Here is a 14,606-nt window from a genome sequence, read left to right as displayed (position 1 = left end):
TAGCCGCAAAACCGAAAAATGAAAGCAAGAAAGTGGTGAGGAAAATATCCTTTTGCGTTATCTATTCTGCAAAAACAGATAGAATGTAGCACCTTCTTTCGAGAGAAAGGGTTGCTAAGGCTTCATCGGGTCTATTCCCTCCGCCTTTCTTGATAACATCTCAGTACGTGTTTGAACTTTGTGAGCGCAAAGATTGCAAAACGTTTTAAAGATATGCAAGTAAAACACGGCAATTTTTTAAAGGGTCATAAAAAATCATAAGATTTCAAAACCCGTTTTGTAATATCTTCTAAAGTTATACATTTGTCCTCTCAAAAGAGGAAAGATTTGACTGATTGCAACCTCTTATGCTGAAACATCAGCGTAAAAAATGCTAAAGGCAGTACCTTACTACCATTTATCAGGCATTCGTCAAATCCTTTTGTATTAAAATTTCATCCCACTGGCGGGAATCAAAAAAATGCTGAAATGGCTTACCTATTTACCTCAGAAAGTGTGTCTGAAGGACACCCTGATAAAATCGCAGATCAAATAAGCGATACCTTACTCGATAATTTTTTAGCTTTTGACCCTGAATCAAAAGTTGCTTGCGAAACCCTTGTTACTACCGGCCAGGTGGTGCTTGCGGGAGAAGTAAAAAGCGACACGTACATCGATGTTCAAAACATTGCTCGTGGCGTGATCAACGATATTGGTTACACTAAAGGTGCGTATCAATTTAGTGGCGACAGCTGTGGTGTTATTTCTTTAATTCACGAGCAATCACAAGACATCAATCAAGGGGTTGACCGCGCTTCTAAAGAAGAGCAAGGTGCCGGCGATCAAGGGATGATGTTTGGTTACGCAACCAAAGAGACCGAAAATTATATGCCGCTTGCGCTTGACATTTCGCATCGCATTATGATCGAATTAGCTAAGCTGCGTAGAGAAAATAAAGACATCACTTATCTGCGACCTGATGCAAAAGCACAGGTAACGATAGAATATTCTGATGATAACGTGCCTCAAAAAATCGTAGCTATTGTAGTTTCTACGCAGCACGATGAGTTTGATGAGGATGAAAAAATGCTGGCTAAGATCAAGGAGGATATTATTTCGATTTTGATTCCGCGTGTGAAGAATGATCTACATCCGGAGCTTGCTAAGCTTTTTAATGATGATATTGTTTACCACATCAACCCAACCGGAAAGTTTGTAATTGGTGGTCCTCACGGAGATGCCGGACTTACAGGACGTAAGATCATCGTGGACACGTATGGCGGAAAAGGCGCTCACGGTGGTGGTGCATTTTCAGGAAAAGACCCTAGTAAAGTAGATCGTTCTGCGGCCTATGCATCGAGACATATAGCCAAAAATCTTGTTGCTGCCGGTGTTGCTGATGAAGTATTAGTTCAGGTTTCTTACGCGATTGGTGTTGTTAAACCTACTTCGATATTCGTTGATACTTACGGAACTTCTAAAGTTGAATTGAGCAATGGGCAAATCGCTGCAAAAGTACGAGAGCTTTTTGATATGCGTCCTGCGGCGATTGAAGACCGCTTGAAACTTCGTAATCCTATTTATAGAGAGACTGCGGCATACGGGCATATGGGTAAAGATCCTAGAACTATCACTAAGGTTTTTGAAAGTCCGTACAGCGGTCGAATCGAGAAAGAGGTTGAACTTTTTACCTGGGAAAAACTAGACTATGTAGATCAGGTTAAGGAAGCCTTCGGTCTATAGACGTTATCAAAATACTAAACCCTTAAAAATGCCACCTACAACGAGTGGCATTTTTTATTTTTACGGGACACCTAAATGTATACTATGGCACTTTTACTCATCAGAAATAATAAAGATTATCAACCGTGGATCGAGGCTTTACACAAGGCCGATCCTTCCATTGAAGTGGTTACCCCGGAAACTATTAAAGATCCCGCAGATGCGAAGATGGCGATTACCTGGAAAGCACCAAAAGGTAGTTATGCTAAGTATCCCAACTTAAAAGTAATAGGTTCTATGGGAGCCGGTGTTGACCACCTATTTGAAGATGAGTCGCTACCTAAAGATGTAATCCTTACCCGCGTGGTAGACGATAAATTGGCAAGTGATATGCAAGAATTTGTCGCTGCCCTGTGCCTAAATCACATCAGAAATTTAAAAACTTACGCTCGTTTACAGAAAGAAAACACCTGGAAACCTACTGACTATAAGCGCGCAAAAGATGTTACCGTAGGAATTTTAGGCTTCGGCACTTTAGGGCAAGCCGTGGGGACTATGCTGAAAGCAATCGGGTTTAATGTACTTGGCTGGTCTTCTTCAGCAAAAAATGTTGACGGTATTAAAAGCTACACTGAAGATGAACTCGACACTTTTCTTTTAAAATCTGAAATTTTGGTGTGTTTGCTTCCGTTGACAGAAAACACCAAGGGAATTTTGAATAAAGATTTATTCAAAAAACTTCCACAAAGTGCTTACCTCATCAATGTTGCACGCGGCGGTCATCTTGTAGATGATGACTTGATCGAAGCATTAAATAACAAGCAATTAAGCGGAGCTGCGCTAGATGTTTTTCATAACGAACCTTTACCTGAAGAACATCCTTTTTGGCAAACCGAAAATATTATTATCACCCCGCATATTGCAAGTATGAGCAATGCGGCTTCAGTATCTGGTCAGGTAACTGAAAACTACCAACGTATGCAAAACGGGGAGGAATTATTGAACCAAGTTCAGGCTAAAAAGGGATATTAACAAACTCTTAAATCAGGCTTTTTTCCGTTAAAAGCTGCAAAATTCCATTAAAACCGGGTTAAAAACCTCGGTTTCAGACCTCCTTACTGCTACCTTGTACTCACTAAAAATCAAAAATTATGGATCAAGCAAAGTATGATCAAATGGAAACGATGCTTCATAAGTTGGAAGATATTAAGAACAGCCAAGAAAGCATCATTGATAAAATTAACCACGTAATCACAGATCTTTTCCAAAATCCGGACAAGGATCTAGAAAAAGCGATGGAAGATGCGCATCAAAAAGCATCAGACAACGTTGAGAAAATCGCAGAAGCGACAGAAGAGTATCAAATGAAAATGAATAAACTTGAACAAGCGTAACCGTTTGTAGAAATTGAATAAAATTAAAACCCGAAGCCTCACAGCTTCGGGTTTTGTTTTAAACACAATAAACAAAGATAGCTTCCGCTATAAATTATACTTTACCGAAAGCATCACAATACGCGGCATCACAAAATACTCTGTAGTGGTACTGAAGGTTTCATTAAAACTGTCATTATTCAAAGAATCTACATTAAATAAGTTGGTTCCATCCAACCTAAATTCCCATTTACTTTCCGGTTTTTGATAGCGTAAACTGGCCTCAAAAAAGGAATATTCATTTTGTACGGTATCGTCTTTATCATAATAATTGTAATAACTCCAGTCTGCCGTAAGAGTAAATCCGTTTAAGAATTTCACATCCATATTGGCAAACGGGCGGTCTGTATAGAACACGCGATCGCTGTTTCCGTTTTGATAATTATTGATGCTTCGGTTATAACCTACTTCAAAATTGGGTGCGTTTTTAAAATTGGTTTCTACGCTTCCCTGATAATTCTGTGTGAAATTTTGAGATAGTGTAGGTTGCGTATTAATGATGTTATTCAATTCGCTATACGAAACATTCGCACTCAAGTTGGCCTTCCACTTTCTAAAAGTTTTTTGAAAACGCCCATTAGCACTCAACACCTCATCTACAAAATTACTGTTGATAGGCGACGAAGCCTGGTTGATCTGATCTATCGCAGTACTTGTTTTGATCGCATCAACACGCTTGGTATAACTCACGCCACCATTCAGATTGGTGAAGTTGAACATATTAAAATTGAAATAATTCAACCGAGCGGTATGAAAGATCGCATTCTCAATATTTCGGTTACCGCGAAACATCTGATTGTAGTTGTTAAACACATAACCTTCAGCAAAATTATTCACGTCTGTATAATCTGCAGTCATCTGATAATTGAGGCGTAAACTTTCGCTTTGCTTAAACTCGGCGATCGCATAAAGATCAGGTAATAGCTTCCACTCATTCTCGCTGGTTTCAATTCCTAATTGCTCAGAAGCTACATTGTAGTTGTGCAAAGTTACTCCCGGTGTAAAGGTGAAAATCCCGGTTTTAAACTTGTAGTGCGCTCCTAAAAACACATCGCTAAAGCGATAGACAACATCATTATTTAAGCTTGCATCTATGAACTCATTTTGATTTCCGTTATCAAGAATCTGAAAGATAGCCGAGTTGAAATCCTGACGACTTTGGGTAGTTCCTAAAGTTAAATTCAGGTTACTTTTGTCGTTGATCACATAATAGTAATCAATCTTACTGTCCAGTTTATTGGTCTCGATCATTTTATCCTGATTGATATTAAATCGATCCTGATTGGTATCCAAAGGAAGAATCTGTGCAAAAGGTTGCTGCGTCACGATGGCCTGATAGAACGGATCTTCTTTTTGATACAAATGCTGCACAAAACCGGCAAAAATATTCTTCTCATTCAGCGTGTAATACGCGTTAAGGTTTTGATTTAAACTGAACGGATTATTGTCTTTATTCTCGTCGATCGGGTTGTTGGTCACGCCATTCTCATCTGTAAAAACAGAGAGTGCATCGGTCAATTCTTCTTGCTGAGATTTTTTTGCAAGCACATCATAATCCAACTGAAGCTTATCGCTGGGCTTGTATATCGCACTGAATTTTGCCATTCCCAATTGATTGCTTTGATTGCTGTTTTGTGTATTCACCTCGGTCGCACCGGTAGCAATATAGTTGCGTAAGCTACGCTGAATAAAATCGGTTGAATTATCACTGAAGAGTAAAAATCCGCTTAAATCCAACGCATCTGAAGCTTCATAACTGAAGTTTGCCGCGCCAAAATTGGTTTTGATCTCATTGGCTCTATTGTTTTGAGAAACCAAAAATCCGAGTCCGCTGTCTGAAATATTAAATGAAGTTCCGCCACGCGAATTGAAATTTCTGAATCCACCGGTAAAATTGAAGTAATCCCTAAACGTAAACGGCACATCGCCGGTATTGTTAGAATTCCCGATCAAGTTGATGCTTCCTTTGGGGCTGTAGTAAAACAATTTGGCACTGCCCAGATAGCGCGTTTGTTCGCCATCACCGATTCCGCCTTGCAACTCCCCAAACCAGAAATTCTTTTTACCTTCTTTCAGCTTTAGGTTGATTGCGACATTATCTTGATCATTACCCAAACCGCGCATTTGATCTACTTCGTTATAATTTTTAAGCACTTCAACCTTTTTTAGAGCATCAGCAGGAATATTTTTGGTCGCCAATTTAGAATCGCCGTCAAAAAAGTCTTTCCCCTCGATCATTACTTTAGAAACGGTTTGCCCTTCAACCTCGATTTCACCATCATCGGTCACCGTAACCCCGGGAAGTTTTTTAAGTACGTCTCCTAATTTCTGCTCGGTTCCGTTAGTAAAACTATCGGTATTATAAACGATGGTATCACCACGAACCACTACCGGCATTTCGTAAACGATCTCTACATCATCCAGCTGATTTTCGGCAGGATACAAGACAAAATCCAATGAGATGTCATCAGCTCCGGGTGTAATATCAAGTTCTTGCGTAGTAGGCGCCAGCCCCAAAAAGCTCGCTACCAACGAATATTTTGCCCCTGTAGGAAGGTTGAATTGATAGCGACCTTGAGTGTTTGAGATCGCATACGACTCCATCTCTCCGGTATCAGTGCGGGTAGCGATCACATTAGCAAGTTCTAATGGAGTACCAATACTGTCTTTAACCGTACCACTCACACGCACGCTCTGCGCAGAGATTGAAAGGCTAAAGCCCATAACTAAAAATAAAAGGTATTTCATAAAGGTTAGTTGTTGTTTTTAGGTTGAAGTTTGGGTTTTTATCCGCGACCACCGGGACCACGGCGTCTGCCGTTGCCAAAGCGCTCTGCCATTTCTTTAGTTTTCTCGACAACTATTTCTTGATATTCTTCACGAGAAACTTCATCGCCTTTTTTAGGCTTTTCAATAGCAAGACCTTCTTTAGGATTGATCACGATTTTGTTGCATAAGATCACCGTGCGGCCGGCACTCACTTCAAGAATCAACCCTGGAAGTCCCCAATATTCATCAGGACCTTGACTTACGGGAATTTGCGGCGTGTACCAGGCGGTGATCACTTCTTCTTTTGGCGAGGTTGCAGTGGTATCTGCCTCAGCACCGGGACGCGGCGGACGCATAGCCTCAAAAGGACTGGTTTCTATTTTACGTACAGCGGTCGCCTTAAAAGCCGCATACTGGCCAATCATTTTGCTCTCTTTCTCTAACTTCCAATCTAGCTTGTTTAACGTATCTTTTACCAGAAAAGATTTGCCCATCAAGTCGTTTTCACGCGCATAGGTGTCTTCAGCAATGTTTTTATAGATTCCGCCTTGTGCAAAACCACCACCCATAAAACGCATACCACCACCGGCTCCGGGCGCTTCAAGTTTTTCCTCTTCCTCGTAAATAGACTCGTCTTTAGTAAACGTAAGCGTGAAGGTTTTTTCCAGACGGCTTTTCATGCGCTCGGCAAATTGCTTTTTCATTTGCTCGCTCATCTCGCGACCACCAAAGTTTTCAAAATCAAATGATGTTTTAGATTGGTAAGTGGCTACCCCTCCATCAAATTGTTGCGCATTAATCGCACTAGTCATTAAGGCTAGCGCCAAAGCCAGAAATAAAGATTGAAGTTTCATAAGTCAAATAGTTTATCGCTTTTTGACTTCACTACGCTTCAAAGGTTTAACGGTCTAAAAGATTTTATCCACCTATTTTTATGGTAAAGCTTTTACCATCTTCCCGAGTGCTGCTGTTACGCTCAATCCACTCTTTCATCTTCTCATCCTGAATGGTTTTCATTTCGGCTTCGCCTACTACTTTACCATTTTCAGGAGCTTTGATCTCGATTTTTTCTTCGGGATTGAGCACGATCTGATTGCATAAAATTGTTTGGTCTCCGTCTTGCACTTCTAAAATTAAGCCCGGCAATCCCCAATTCATACCAGGACCGTGGCTCACAGGGATTTGCGGCGTATACCATACCGTCACGGTTTTAGTAAACGAAGTGTCTACCGTTTTCATACTTTCTGAAGAAAATGTCTGACTGTTTACCTCCTCGATACGGGTAGCTTTAAAGCAAGTGTAATCCCCAATGGATTTTGTCTCTTTTTCCAGTTTCCACTGAGGTTTTGATAAGCTGTCTTTTACCAAAAAGATTTTTCCCAATACATCTTCTTGACGCTCGTAACGTTGCGCTGCAGTGTTTTTGTAAAGAATATCGCGACTCTGACTTATTTTAATCTGTATGCCGCTAGAAGAAGCCACATCAGGAGCAGCTAGTTTTTCCTCCTCCTTATACAAAGACTCATTACGGTTGAAAGTAAGCGTATAGGTTTTTTCAAATTGTTTTTTGAGTTGGGCTGCAATTTGCTCCTGCATCGCATCGGACATATTTTCTCCATTCATTTTGAGATCGACCTTGCGTCTGCTTTTATAGGTCGCAACCCCTTGAAAGTCCTGTGCCATTAAAGCTTCCGCGAAAGCGAGAAAAAAGACAACGATAGTTAAAAATCTAAAATTCATAACAGTTTGATTTGTGATTGATTACTGAAACAAAGATGCGCAGGAAAAAGATCGAAAAGCGTTAACCAGTGTTAACGAGTGTTAACTGAAAATCCGGCTGTCAATTTTTCGCTCTATTTTTGGTTTATGCAAAATCGAAAATATTCGTACCTCATCTATTTTATAGCAGCTGTGATTGTCGTCACACTTGCAATACAGATTTATTGGAACTATAAAAATTACCAAGCCTCCAGACAGCAACTCATCAACGAAATACAAACCAGCCTTGATTTTGCGATTGACAATTACTACATCGATCTGGCTGAGAAAAATACAATCGGACTTTCCTATGAAGGAAATATTTTAGAAAATAAAGGTCTGGATACCATTACCAAGCGTATTGATATTTCTTCTCAAGGTTTTAAAGGACTAGATAGTCTGAAACCCCAAGATATTCACGATATCAAAATTTTCAAAGGTGTTCAAGCCTTGAATATGGACACGCTTGCTTCAGAATTGAGGGTCTCATTAGATGAGCGCAGAGATGTTGTGAAATCGTTCTTAAACCCGCGTAATACAGACAGTCTTAAAGGCAAGTTTGCCTTAGCGAATCGTATTATTATTTCGATAAGTACTGATTCTATTGAAATTCCTGAAATGAACAACTACATTCAAGAACAGCTCAATCAGAAAAACTTAAGTGTAGATTATGGATATCGCTTTTTAAACAAAAAAGGACTGAAACAGTATTTCAACCTCTCACAAATAGACACTACAAATCTAAAGGCTGAAGCAAAATCAGGCTATTTACCTAACAAGAGTACATTCACATTATTTTACGACAATATTGAACAGGAAGTTTGGAAACGCAATCTTCTAGGAATATTGCTTTCTGCCCTATTAATGACTGCTGTGATCGCGTGCCTCCTGTTTTTACTTAAGATCATCAACCGTCAAAAACAACTTGCCGAAGTTAAAAATGATCTCATCAGCAACATCACACACGAGTTCAAAACGCCTATCGCGACCATAAGTGTCGCGCTCGAGGGAATCAAAAATTTCAATCGTGAAAATGATCCCGTCAAAACCGGCAATTATGTGAATACTTCCACCGCCCAACTCGACAAACTTACGATGATGGTCGAAAAACTTTTAGAAACCGCAACCTTAGATGGTGAAGAGCTCGCACTCAACAAGGAAGAGATCAACCTAAATGAGATCCTAGAAAATTTGGTTCAAAAGCATCAAACGCTCGCGCCTGAGAAAAGTATTCGTTTTACAGCTTTACGAGAAAACAATTGGATCTTGGGTGATGCTTTTCATCTGGATAATGCCCTGAACAATTTACTGGATAATGCCGTGAAATATGGCGGAGATACTATCGAAGTTACCCTGAATTCCCGCAACGGATCTTACAGCATTCTGGTTTCAGATTCCGGCACTTCGTTAAGCAAAGCCGAAGCAAAACAAATCTTTGAGAAGTTCTATCGCGTTCCTAAAGGGAATACGCACGACGTGAAAGGCTTTGGGATCGGACTCTATTACACTCAGAAAATTATTGAAAAACATGGCGGAAGCATCGATGTTTCTGTAACTTCTCAAACCACTTTTAAAATCGACTTGCCCAATGCCTAATACAACTCATTTACTTTTAGCTGAAGACGAAGCTGCACTGGGGCAAATTGTAAAAGAGAGTCTGGAAAGCCGTGAATTCACTGTAGACCTTGCCGAAGATGGCGAAAAAGCGCTAAAACTTTTTGAGCAAAAAAGCTATGATGCTTTGGTACTCGATGTGATGATGCCCAAGAAAGATGGTTTTACACTAGCTAAAGAGATCCGGGCAAAAGATGACAGCATTCCTATAATATTTCTCACGGCAAAATCACAGACTAGCGATGTTGTAGAAGGCTTTAGCATAGGTGGAAATGATTATCTTAAAAAACCTTTCAGTATGGAAGAATTGATCGTGCGCATTCACAATCTGGTCGCGCGTAAAAAACTTCAATCGCAATCTGAAGTGCTAACTTTAGGTGAGTATCAATTTAACTTCCCAAAACAAATCTTACAGTTCCAAACCGAAGAACCGGTTTTACTCACCCACAGGGAAGCGCATTTATTATTTCATCTCATCAAAAACAAAAATCAAGTACTCGATCGCAGCCTCATTCTCAACAAACTTTGGAATTCAGACGATTTCTTCGCAGCACGCAGTATGGATGTGTTTATCTCGAAACTGCGCAAAAAATTATCAAAAGACGAGCGTATTCAAATCATAAACGTGCGAGGTTTTGGTTATAAACTTACGTGTTGATTGCAGGAAACTACCTCAGGCAAGCTCAATATATCTTGGTTAAAAGCAAATTTTCAACTTTGAGTTTAACCTCACAGTGTAAAACCTTTTGGCGGTGCCAAAGTTATAGACCTTTCTAAAACAGCATTATTTTGTATTTTTCAAGAATGCGGAACGTGCTTCTTTTTATCTTCTTTTGTATCTCCACACTATGTGCCCAGGACAGTCTGGAAGTTTCTGCATTACCTTTAGACACTGCTGTATCGCTTAAAGCAGAAACTTTTATCGGTGTTGATTCATATAACAATTTTTATTACGTAAAAGACCGCGCGCTTTATAAAAAGAGCAAAGACAAAACCATTCAGTTTAGTGATTTGCGGCTGGGCGCAATCAGTACTGTAGATCTTTTAAATCCGTTGCTCATTACAGTTTTTTATGCCGAAACGAATACTGCGGTGATTCTCGACAACACCTTGAATGAAATCACCCGAGTTAATTTTAACGCCATCGAAAACTTCAGAAATGTAAGTCACGCACGCACGGCAAGCGATCGCCGACTCTGGATCTTTAATACTGATCTGCAACGTCTGGAACTTTTTGACTATCAAAACAACCGTGTTGACAGCAATTTTACTCCGCAGCCGGATATCGCCGTAGAACTTGCCAGTGATTTTAATACCTGCTGGGTACTTACAGAAAACAATCTATACCATTACAATCAATACGGAAGTTTACTTGAAAAACTTCCTGCGACATCATTAGCAAACATTGCGGTTCTTGATGAAAGTCTCTTCGGTATTCAAGATAAAAAACTATATATCAGAACCAAACAATCGGCTTCATGGCAAGAAATAAAAAACCTTCCGCAAGACACTAAAGCGTTTTATTTGAAAGCAGGAAACCTGTATCTTTACCGCTCAGAAAAAATCTCAACCTACACACTAAAGCTACCTAAATCCTAATCTCATGCACATCGCGATTGCAGGCAATATTGGCGCCGGAAAAACCACTCTCACAAGACTTCTAGCAAAACATTATAACTGGCAACCGCAATATGAAGATGTTGTAGATAATCCTTATCTGGACGATTTTTATAATGAGATGGAGCGCTGGTCTTTTAACCTTCAGATCTACTTCTTAAACAGCCGATTTAGACAATTATTAGAGATTCAAGAAAGCGGCAAAGACATTATTCAAGACCGTACGATCTATGAAGATGCGCATATTTTCGCGCCCAACTTACACGCGATGGGATTGCTTACCAATCGCGATTTTCACAACTACGCCTCGCTTTTTGAACTTATGGAAAGCGTGGTCCAAGGTCCGGACTTGCTTATTTACTTACGCAGCAGCATTCCTAATCTGGTAGCACAGATTCACAAGCGCGGGAGAGAGTATGAGAATTCGATTTCTATCGACTATTTAAGCCGACTAAACGAGCGCTACGAAGCCTGGATTCACGACTACAACAAAGGTAACTTACTTATCATAGATGTAGACAACATCAATTTTGTTGATAATCCTGAAGATCTGGGAGACATCATCAACAAGATCGACGCTGAGATCAACGGACTGTTTTAAGTATCAAATTTCGGGGACTTTCCTCGCAAAAATATATCTCGATTAACGAATACAATTCCTTTCAAAAAAAGGATCGAAAGCCTGCCTGAGCGCAGGCTTTTTTAATTCTGTGTTAAAGCAGTATCGCTTCCTGCCAAACTTCTCTTAAACCTTGATCTATTCCCTCGCAAACGTTTGCTAGCTGCGCTTCTTTCTGCTAATTTGATGTAGTAAATAGAGAAGCGCATTTAAAATGACCAGTGAAACAAGCGAACTTTTAGCTGATTTAGAACCCGGAAAACGCACGATGAGCGATTTGCCATACGGCGGATTTTTAGTTCTTGAACACGACGTCCCTGCATTGCTTATCTATCGAAAAAAACCGAAAGATAAGTCCACTATGCGCCTGGCGCGAACCGGAGCATCCTACCTCATTATCGGTGATTCTCATTTTGAATATTTCCGGGAGTTTATAAAAGAATTGACCACCAAAATGGCCGACAGGTTTGGGTCTTTTATTCTGTTAGAATTATACAAGGGAGAACCCGCAAGCACTGACTTTATCATTAAAGGACCCTCGCATAAATTACCGGCCTCGCTTGAAACGCTGTCTGAAGAACTTTCTGCGATTGACAGTCGCAGGTACGACTTAAAGCTAGGTGCACAAATCAATCACACCAAAAACCGCCAAAAACCCGGCGACGAACCTCTATTTGATATTGATGAATTGAAGGCTGCCGGTGGAACGCTTTTAGGACTCGAATTACCGCCTGTATATTGTAATAAAAGCGGTAAAATGTATCCGTTGTATTTTAGAATGTTCCGCGATAAGTTGGCTAAAGCTATTCAGAAAACGATCTATGAATTTATACGCGTACAAACCACTTCAGACATTCATAGCTATCACAATCTAGGCCGTCGTCGCATACATAAAGAGGTTTTAAAAATTGACCGTCAAATCACTGAAATTCAATCGAGATATCAATTTTTATTGCTGGTAGCACCGGTAAATATTCAGGCATTACGGTACAAGTTCTTTGAAACCAATTTTGAAGAAATCGATACCTATCACTATCGCTTGCTTCCGGTAGATCCTGATTTACTTAAGCGGGAACTTTATAATTTGCGTATAGATGAGATCGATGATCCTTCGCTCTCCTATTTGTATAATGAAAAACGCGAAGAATTAGATAAAGAACTTACGATGCTCAAAGAACGGGGTTCTAAAAACTTCTTTTACAGCAGCATCAGATTATATCAGGGAGTCCCCAGAAATGTTTTAGCCGAAGCCAAACTCATTCTAGAGACCATTCCTGAAAATCACGAAGAGTCTACAGAAAAGACTATTGACGCGCATCAGTTTCAAGAGTTGGCCAAAGTAGAATTTGAATATTTTAAAAAGCAAGCACCCCATTTTGAAAGCAACATCCACATTCGCGACGATGTGAATATCATTATGGTCTCTAATGGCGAATTGTATTTGCCGGCAGATTATAAAATGACGCAAATAGAAGCGCAGGCACTAATTCAGCATGAGTTGGGTACGCACGCACTCACGCATTTTAATGGAAGCCAGCAGCCTTTGAGTCAGCTCTCGGCCGGCTTTGCCGATTATGATGCAACTCAAGAAGGGATTGCGGTACTTTCAGAATATCTGGGCGGCGGTTTAACCGGTAACCGTCTGAGAATTTTGGCCGGGCGTGTGGTCGCCGGTGAAGATCTTATGAACGGAGCCGATTTCAAATCGGTTTTTCATCATCTCTATACCGACTATGGTTTTACAAAAGAGCGCGCCTTCAATATCACCTCTCGAATGTTTCAAGGCGGTGGTTTTCTAAAAGATATCATCTATCTCAAAGGTCTTGTAGAACTCAGGGATTACTTAGGCAATGGTGGCGACTTACAGCCTTTACTTGCAGGAAAATTTGCCCTAAAACACGTAGATATTATAAACGATCTCACGCAACGCAAGTTGCTCAATGCGCCTAAGATTATTCCACGGTATTTTGAGAATACCAACTTCTCAACCAAACTAAACGCCTTTAAAGAAGGCATTACACTATCTAAAATGATCTAATCATGAAAATATGTTTTGTAATAAGTGATGTTGCCACCGAGCCGGTAGGTACTTCAGTAGTATTAATGCGAAAAGCGCATCAGCGCGGCCACGAAGTTTATGTAATGAACGTAGGTGGTTTTAATTTTTATCAGGGTGGGCCCATCAAACTTACCTGTAAAAAAATACCCGAAGATCTAAAGTATAAAACACCTCAAGAATTCTGGGAGCAGGTTCAAGATGAACAATTAGCCTGGACCAAGGCAGATTCTTCTAAAATTGATGTGGTATTTCTGCGGAATAATCCCACCGAAGAAACAGACGACAGACATTGGGCAGAACACTCCGGCATTGCTTTTGGGCGTATGCTGCAAGAGCAAGGAGTTTTGGTGCTCAATGATGCTGATGCTATGTCTAATGCATTTATAGATAAGCTGTATTTTGAAGAATTACCGGCTTCAATCAAGCCCAAAAGTTTAATAACGCGAGATAAAGACGAACTCCTAAAATTCTGGAAAAAGTGTGACAAAAAGATCGTACTCAAACCTCTTGAAGGTTCCGGAGGGCAGAACGTGTATTTGATAGATGAAGAAAAAAAGAATTTCAATCAGATCATCACCAGTTTAACCGAATTGGGCTACGTTATCGCACAAGAATTTTTACCGGAAGTAAGTAAAGGTGATGTGAGAATCATTCTGGTTAACGGTCGCATTCTGGAAGAAAACGGGAAGCTCGCTGTTATACGACGGGTGAACAGTGATAAAACTGAGTTCAGAAGTAACCTCTCGCTAGGCGCGAAAGCAAAACCGGCAAAACTCACCAAGGCTATGGAACATATCGTAGAGATCACAGCGCCTAAATTGATAAAAGATGGGTTTTTCTTTGTAGGTCTAGATGTGGTAGATGATAAATTAATCGAGATCAATGTGCTGAGCCCCGGCGGCTTAGATTACTGTGAAGCTATTGGCCTTCCTGAATTTACAGATCCGGTGATCGAAGCGATAGAGCGTAAAGTAGCTTATAAAAAGCATTACACGCACGGCTTTTCAAACCGCGAATTAGCCTCAATGCACTAAAC

The 14,606-nt window shown here is 40.3% G+C and carries 12 protein-coding genes and 1 riboswitch; of the genes, 9 read left to right on the top strand and 3 right to left on the bottom strand.

Annotation, left to right across the window (positions count from 1 at the left end; all coding sequences use genetic code 11):
• Positions 1–54: 54 nt before the first annotated feature.
• Positions 55–159: riboswitch (SAM riboswitch) on the bottom strand.
• 309 nt (positions 160–468) lie between these two features.
• The 3 genes from metK (at position 469) to BUA96_RS06940 (ending at position 3,095) form a co-directional block, all read left to right on the top strand.
• Positions 469–1,722, top strand: a complete 1,254-nt coding sequence (gene metK / locus BUA96_RS06950) for a methionine adenosyltransferase (protein ID WP_072981622.1) — start codon at positions 469–471, stop codon at positions 1,720–1,722.
• Between the two features lie 84 nt (positions 1,723–1,806).
• The gene (locus BUA96_RS06945) at positions 1,807–2,733 is read left to right on the top strand and encodes a 2-hydroxyacid dehydrogenase (protein ID WP_072981621.1); all 927 of its coding nucleotides are present in this window, start codon (positions 1,807–1,809) and stop codon (positions 2,731–2,733) included.
• A 119-nt stretch (positions 2,734–2,852) separates the two neighbouring features.
• A complete protein-coding gene (locus BUA96_RS06940; RefSeq protein WP_072981619.1) occupies positions 2,853–3,095 on the top strand; it encodes a hypothetical protein in 243 nt (80 codons plus the stop codon).
• An 87-nt stretch (positions 3,096–3,182) separates the two neighbouring features.
• Here BUA96_RS06940 and BUA96_RS06935 read toward each other — a convergent pair whose 3' ends face one another.
• The 3 genes from BUA96_RS06935 to BUA96_RS06925 all read right to left on the bottom strand — a co-directional run bounded on the left by BUA96_RS06935 (position 3,183) and on the right by BUA96_RS06925 (position 7,643).
• The gene (locus tag BUA96_RS06935; protein ID WP_072981617.1) at positions 3,183–5,882 is read right to left on the bottom strand and encodes a carboxypeptidase-like regulatory domain-containing protein; all 2,700 of its coding nucleotides are present in this window, start codon (positions 5,880–5,882) and stop codon (positions 3,183–3,185) included.
• Between the two features lie 38 nt (positions 5,883–5,920).
• Positions 5,921–6,757 (bottom strand): GLPGLI family protein, encoded by an 837-nt coding sequence (locus tag BUA96_RS06930; RefSeq protein ID WP_072981615.1) that lies wholly within the window; start codon positions 6,755–6,757, stop codon positions 5,921–5,923.
• 64 nt (positions 6,758–6,821) lie between these two features.
• The gene (locus BUA96_RS06925; RefSeq protein ID WP_072981613.1) at positions 6,822–7,643 is read right to left on the bottom strand and encodes a GLPGLI family protein; all 822 of its coding nucleotides are present in this window, start codon (positions 7,641–7,643) and stop codon (positions 6,822–6,824) included.
• A 126-nt stretch (positions 7,644–7,769) separates the two neighbouring features.
• Here BUA96_RS06925 and BUA96_RS06920 point away from each other — a divergent pair, with 126 nt between their 5' ends.
• The 6 genes from BUA96_RS06920 to BUA96_RS06895 all read left to right on the top strand — a co-directional run bounded on the left by BUA96_RS06920 (position 7,770) and on the right by BUA96_RS06895 (position 14,604).
• Positions 7,770–9,257, top strand: a complete 1,488-nt coding sequence (locus BUA96_RS06920) for a sensor histidine kinase (protein ID WP_072981832.1) — start codon at positions 7,770–7,772, stop codon at positions 9,255–9,257.
• Entirely contained in the window at positions 9,250–9,933 is a 684-nt protein-coding gene (locus BUA96_RS06915; protein ID WP_072981611.1) for a response regulator transcription factor, read from the top strand. The genes BUA96_RS06920 and BUA96_RS06915 overlap by 8 nt, the downstream gene beginning before the upstream one ends.
• Positions 9,934–10,064: 131 nt before the next feature.
• A complete protein-coding gene (locus BUA96_RS06910) occupies positions 10,065–10,874 on the top strand; it encodes a hypothetical protein (RefSeq protein WP_128755660.1) in 810 nt (269 codons plus the stop codon).
• 4 nt (positions 10,875–10,878) lie between these two features.
• Entirely contained in the window at positions 10,879–11,493 is a 615-nt protein-coding gene (locus tag BUA96_RS06905; RefSeq protein WP_072981607.1) for a deoxynucleoside kinase, read from the top strand.
• A gap of 232 nt (positions 11,494–11,725) precedes the next feature.
• Positions 11,726–13,549, top strand: a complete 1,824-nt coding sequence (locus BUA96_RS06900) for a peptidase MATCAP family protein (RefSeq protein WP_072981605.1) — start codon at positions 11,726–11,728, stop codon at positions 13,547–13,549.
• 2 nt (positions 13,550–13,551) lie between these two features.
• Positions 13,552–14,604, top strand: a complete 1,053-nt coding sequence (locus tag BUA96_RS06895) for an ATP-grasp domain-containing protein (protein ID WP_072981603.1) — start codon at positions 13,552–13,554, stop codon at positions 14,602–14,604.
• Positions 14,605–14,606: the final 2 nt, after the last annotated feature.

Source organism: Leeuwenhoekiella palythoae (genome assembly GCF_900130045.1).
Classification (GTDB): Bacteria; Bacteroidota; Bacteroidia; order Flavobacteriales; family Flavobacteriaceae; genus Leeuwenhoekiella; species Leeuwenhoekiella palythoae.
The sequence above is the reverse complement of the archived record's forward strand: the minus strand, read 5'-3'. Positions and strand labels throughout refer to the sequence as shown.

Coding starts and splice junctions, on each gene's coding strand:
- BUA96_RS06900 (WP_072981605.1), top strand. CDS start 11,726: ATGACCAGTGAAACAAGCGAACTTTTAGCTGATTTAGAACCCGGAAAA.
- BUA96_RS06905 (WP_072981607.1), top strand. CDS start 10,879: ATGCACATCGCGATTGCAGGCAATATTGGCGCCGGAAAAACCACTCTC.
- BUA96_RS06940 (WP_072981619.1), top strand. CDS start 2,853: ATGGATCAAGCAAAGTATGATCAAATGGAAACGATGCTTCATAAGTTG.
- BUA96_RS06895 (WP_072981603.1), top strand. CDS start 13,552: ATGAAAATATGTTTTGTAATAAGTGATGTTGCCACCGAGCCGGTAGGT.
- BUA96_RS06925 (WP_072981613.1), bottom strand. CDS start 7,643: ATGAATTTTAGATTTTTAACTATCGTTGTCTTTTTTCTCGCTTTCGCG.
- BUA96_RS06930 (WP_072981615.1), bottom strand. CDS start 6,757: ATGAAACTTCAATCTTTATTTCTGGCTTTGGCGCTAGCCTTAATGACT.
- metK (WP_072981622.1), top strand. CDS start 469: ATGGCTTACCTATTTACCTCAGAAAGTGTGTCTGAAGGACACCCTGAT.
- BUA96_RS06935 (WP_072981617.1), bottom strand. CDS start 5,882: ATGAAATACCTTTTATTTTTAGTTATGGGCTTTAGCCTTTCAATCTCT.
- BUA96_RS06920 (WP_072981832.1), top strand. CDS start 7,770: ATGCAAAATCGAAAATATTCGTACCTCATCTATTTTATAGCAGCTGTG.
- BUA96_RS06915 (WP_072981611.1), top strand. CDS start 9,250: ATGCCTAATACAACTCATTTACTTTTAGCTGAAGACGAAGCTGCACTG.
- BUA96_RS06945 (WP_072981621.1), top strand. CDS start 1,807: ATGGCACTTTTACTCATCAGAAATAATAAAGATTATCAACCGTGGATC.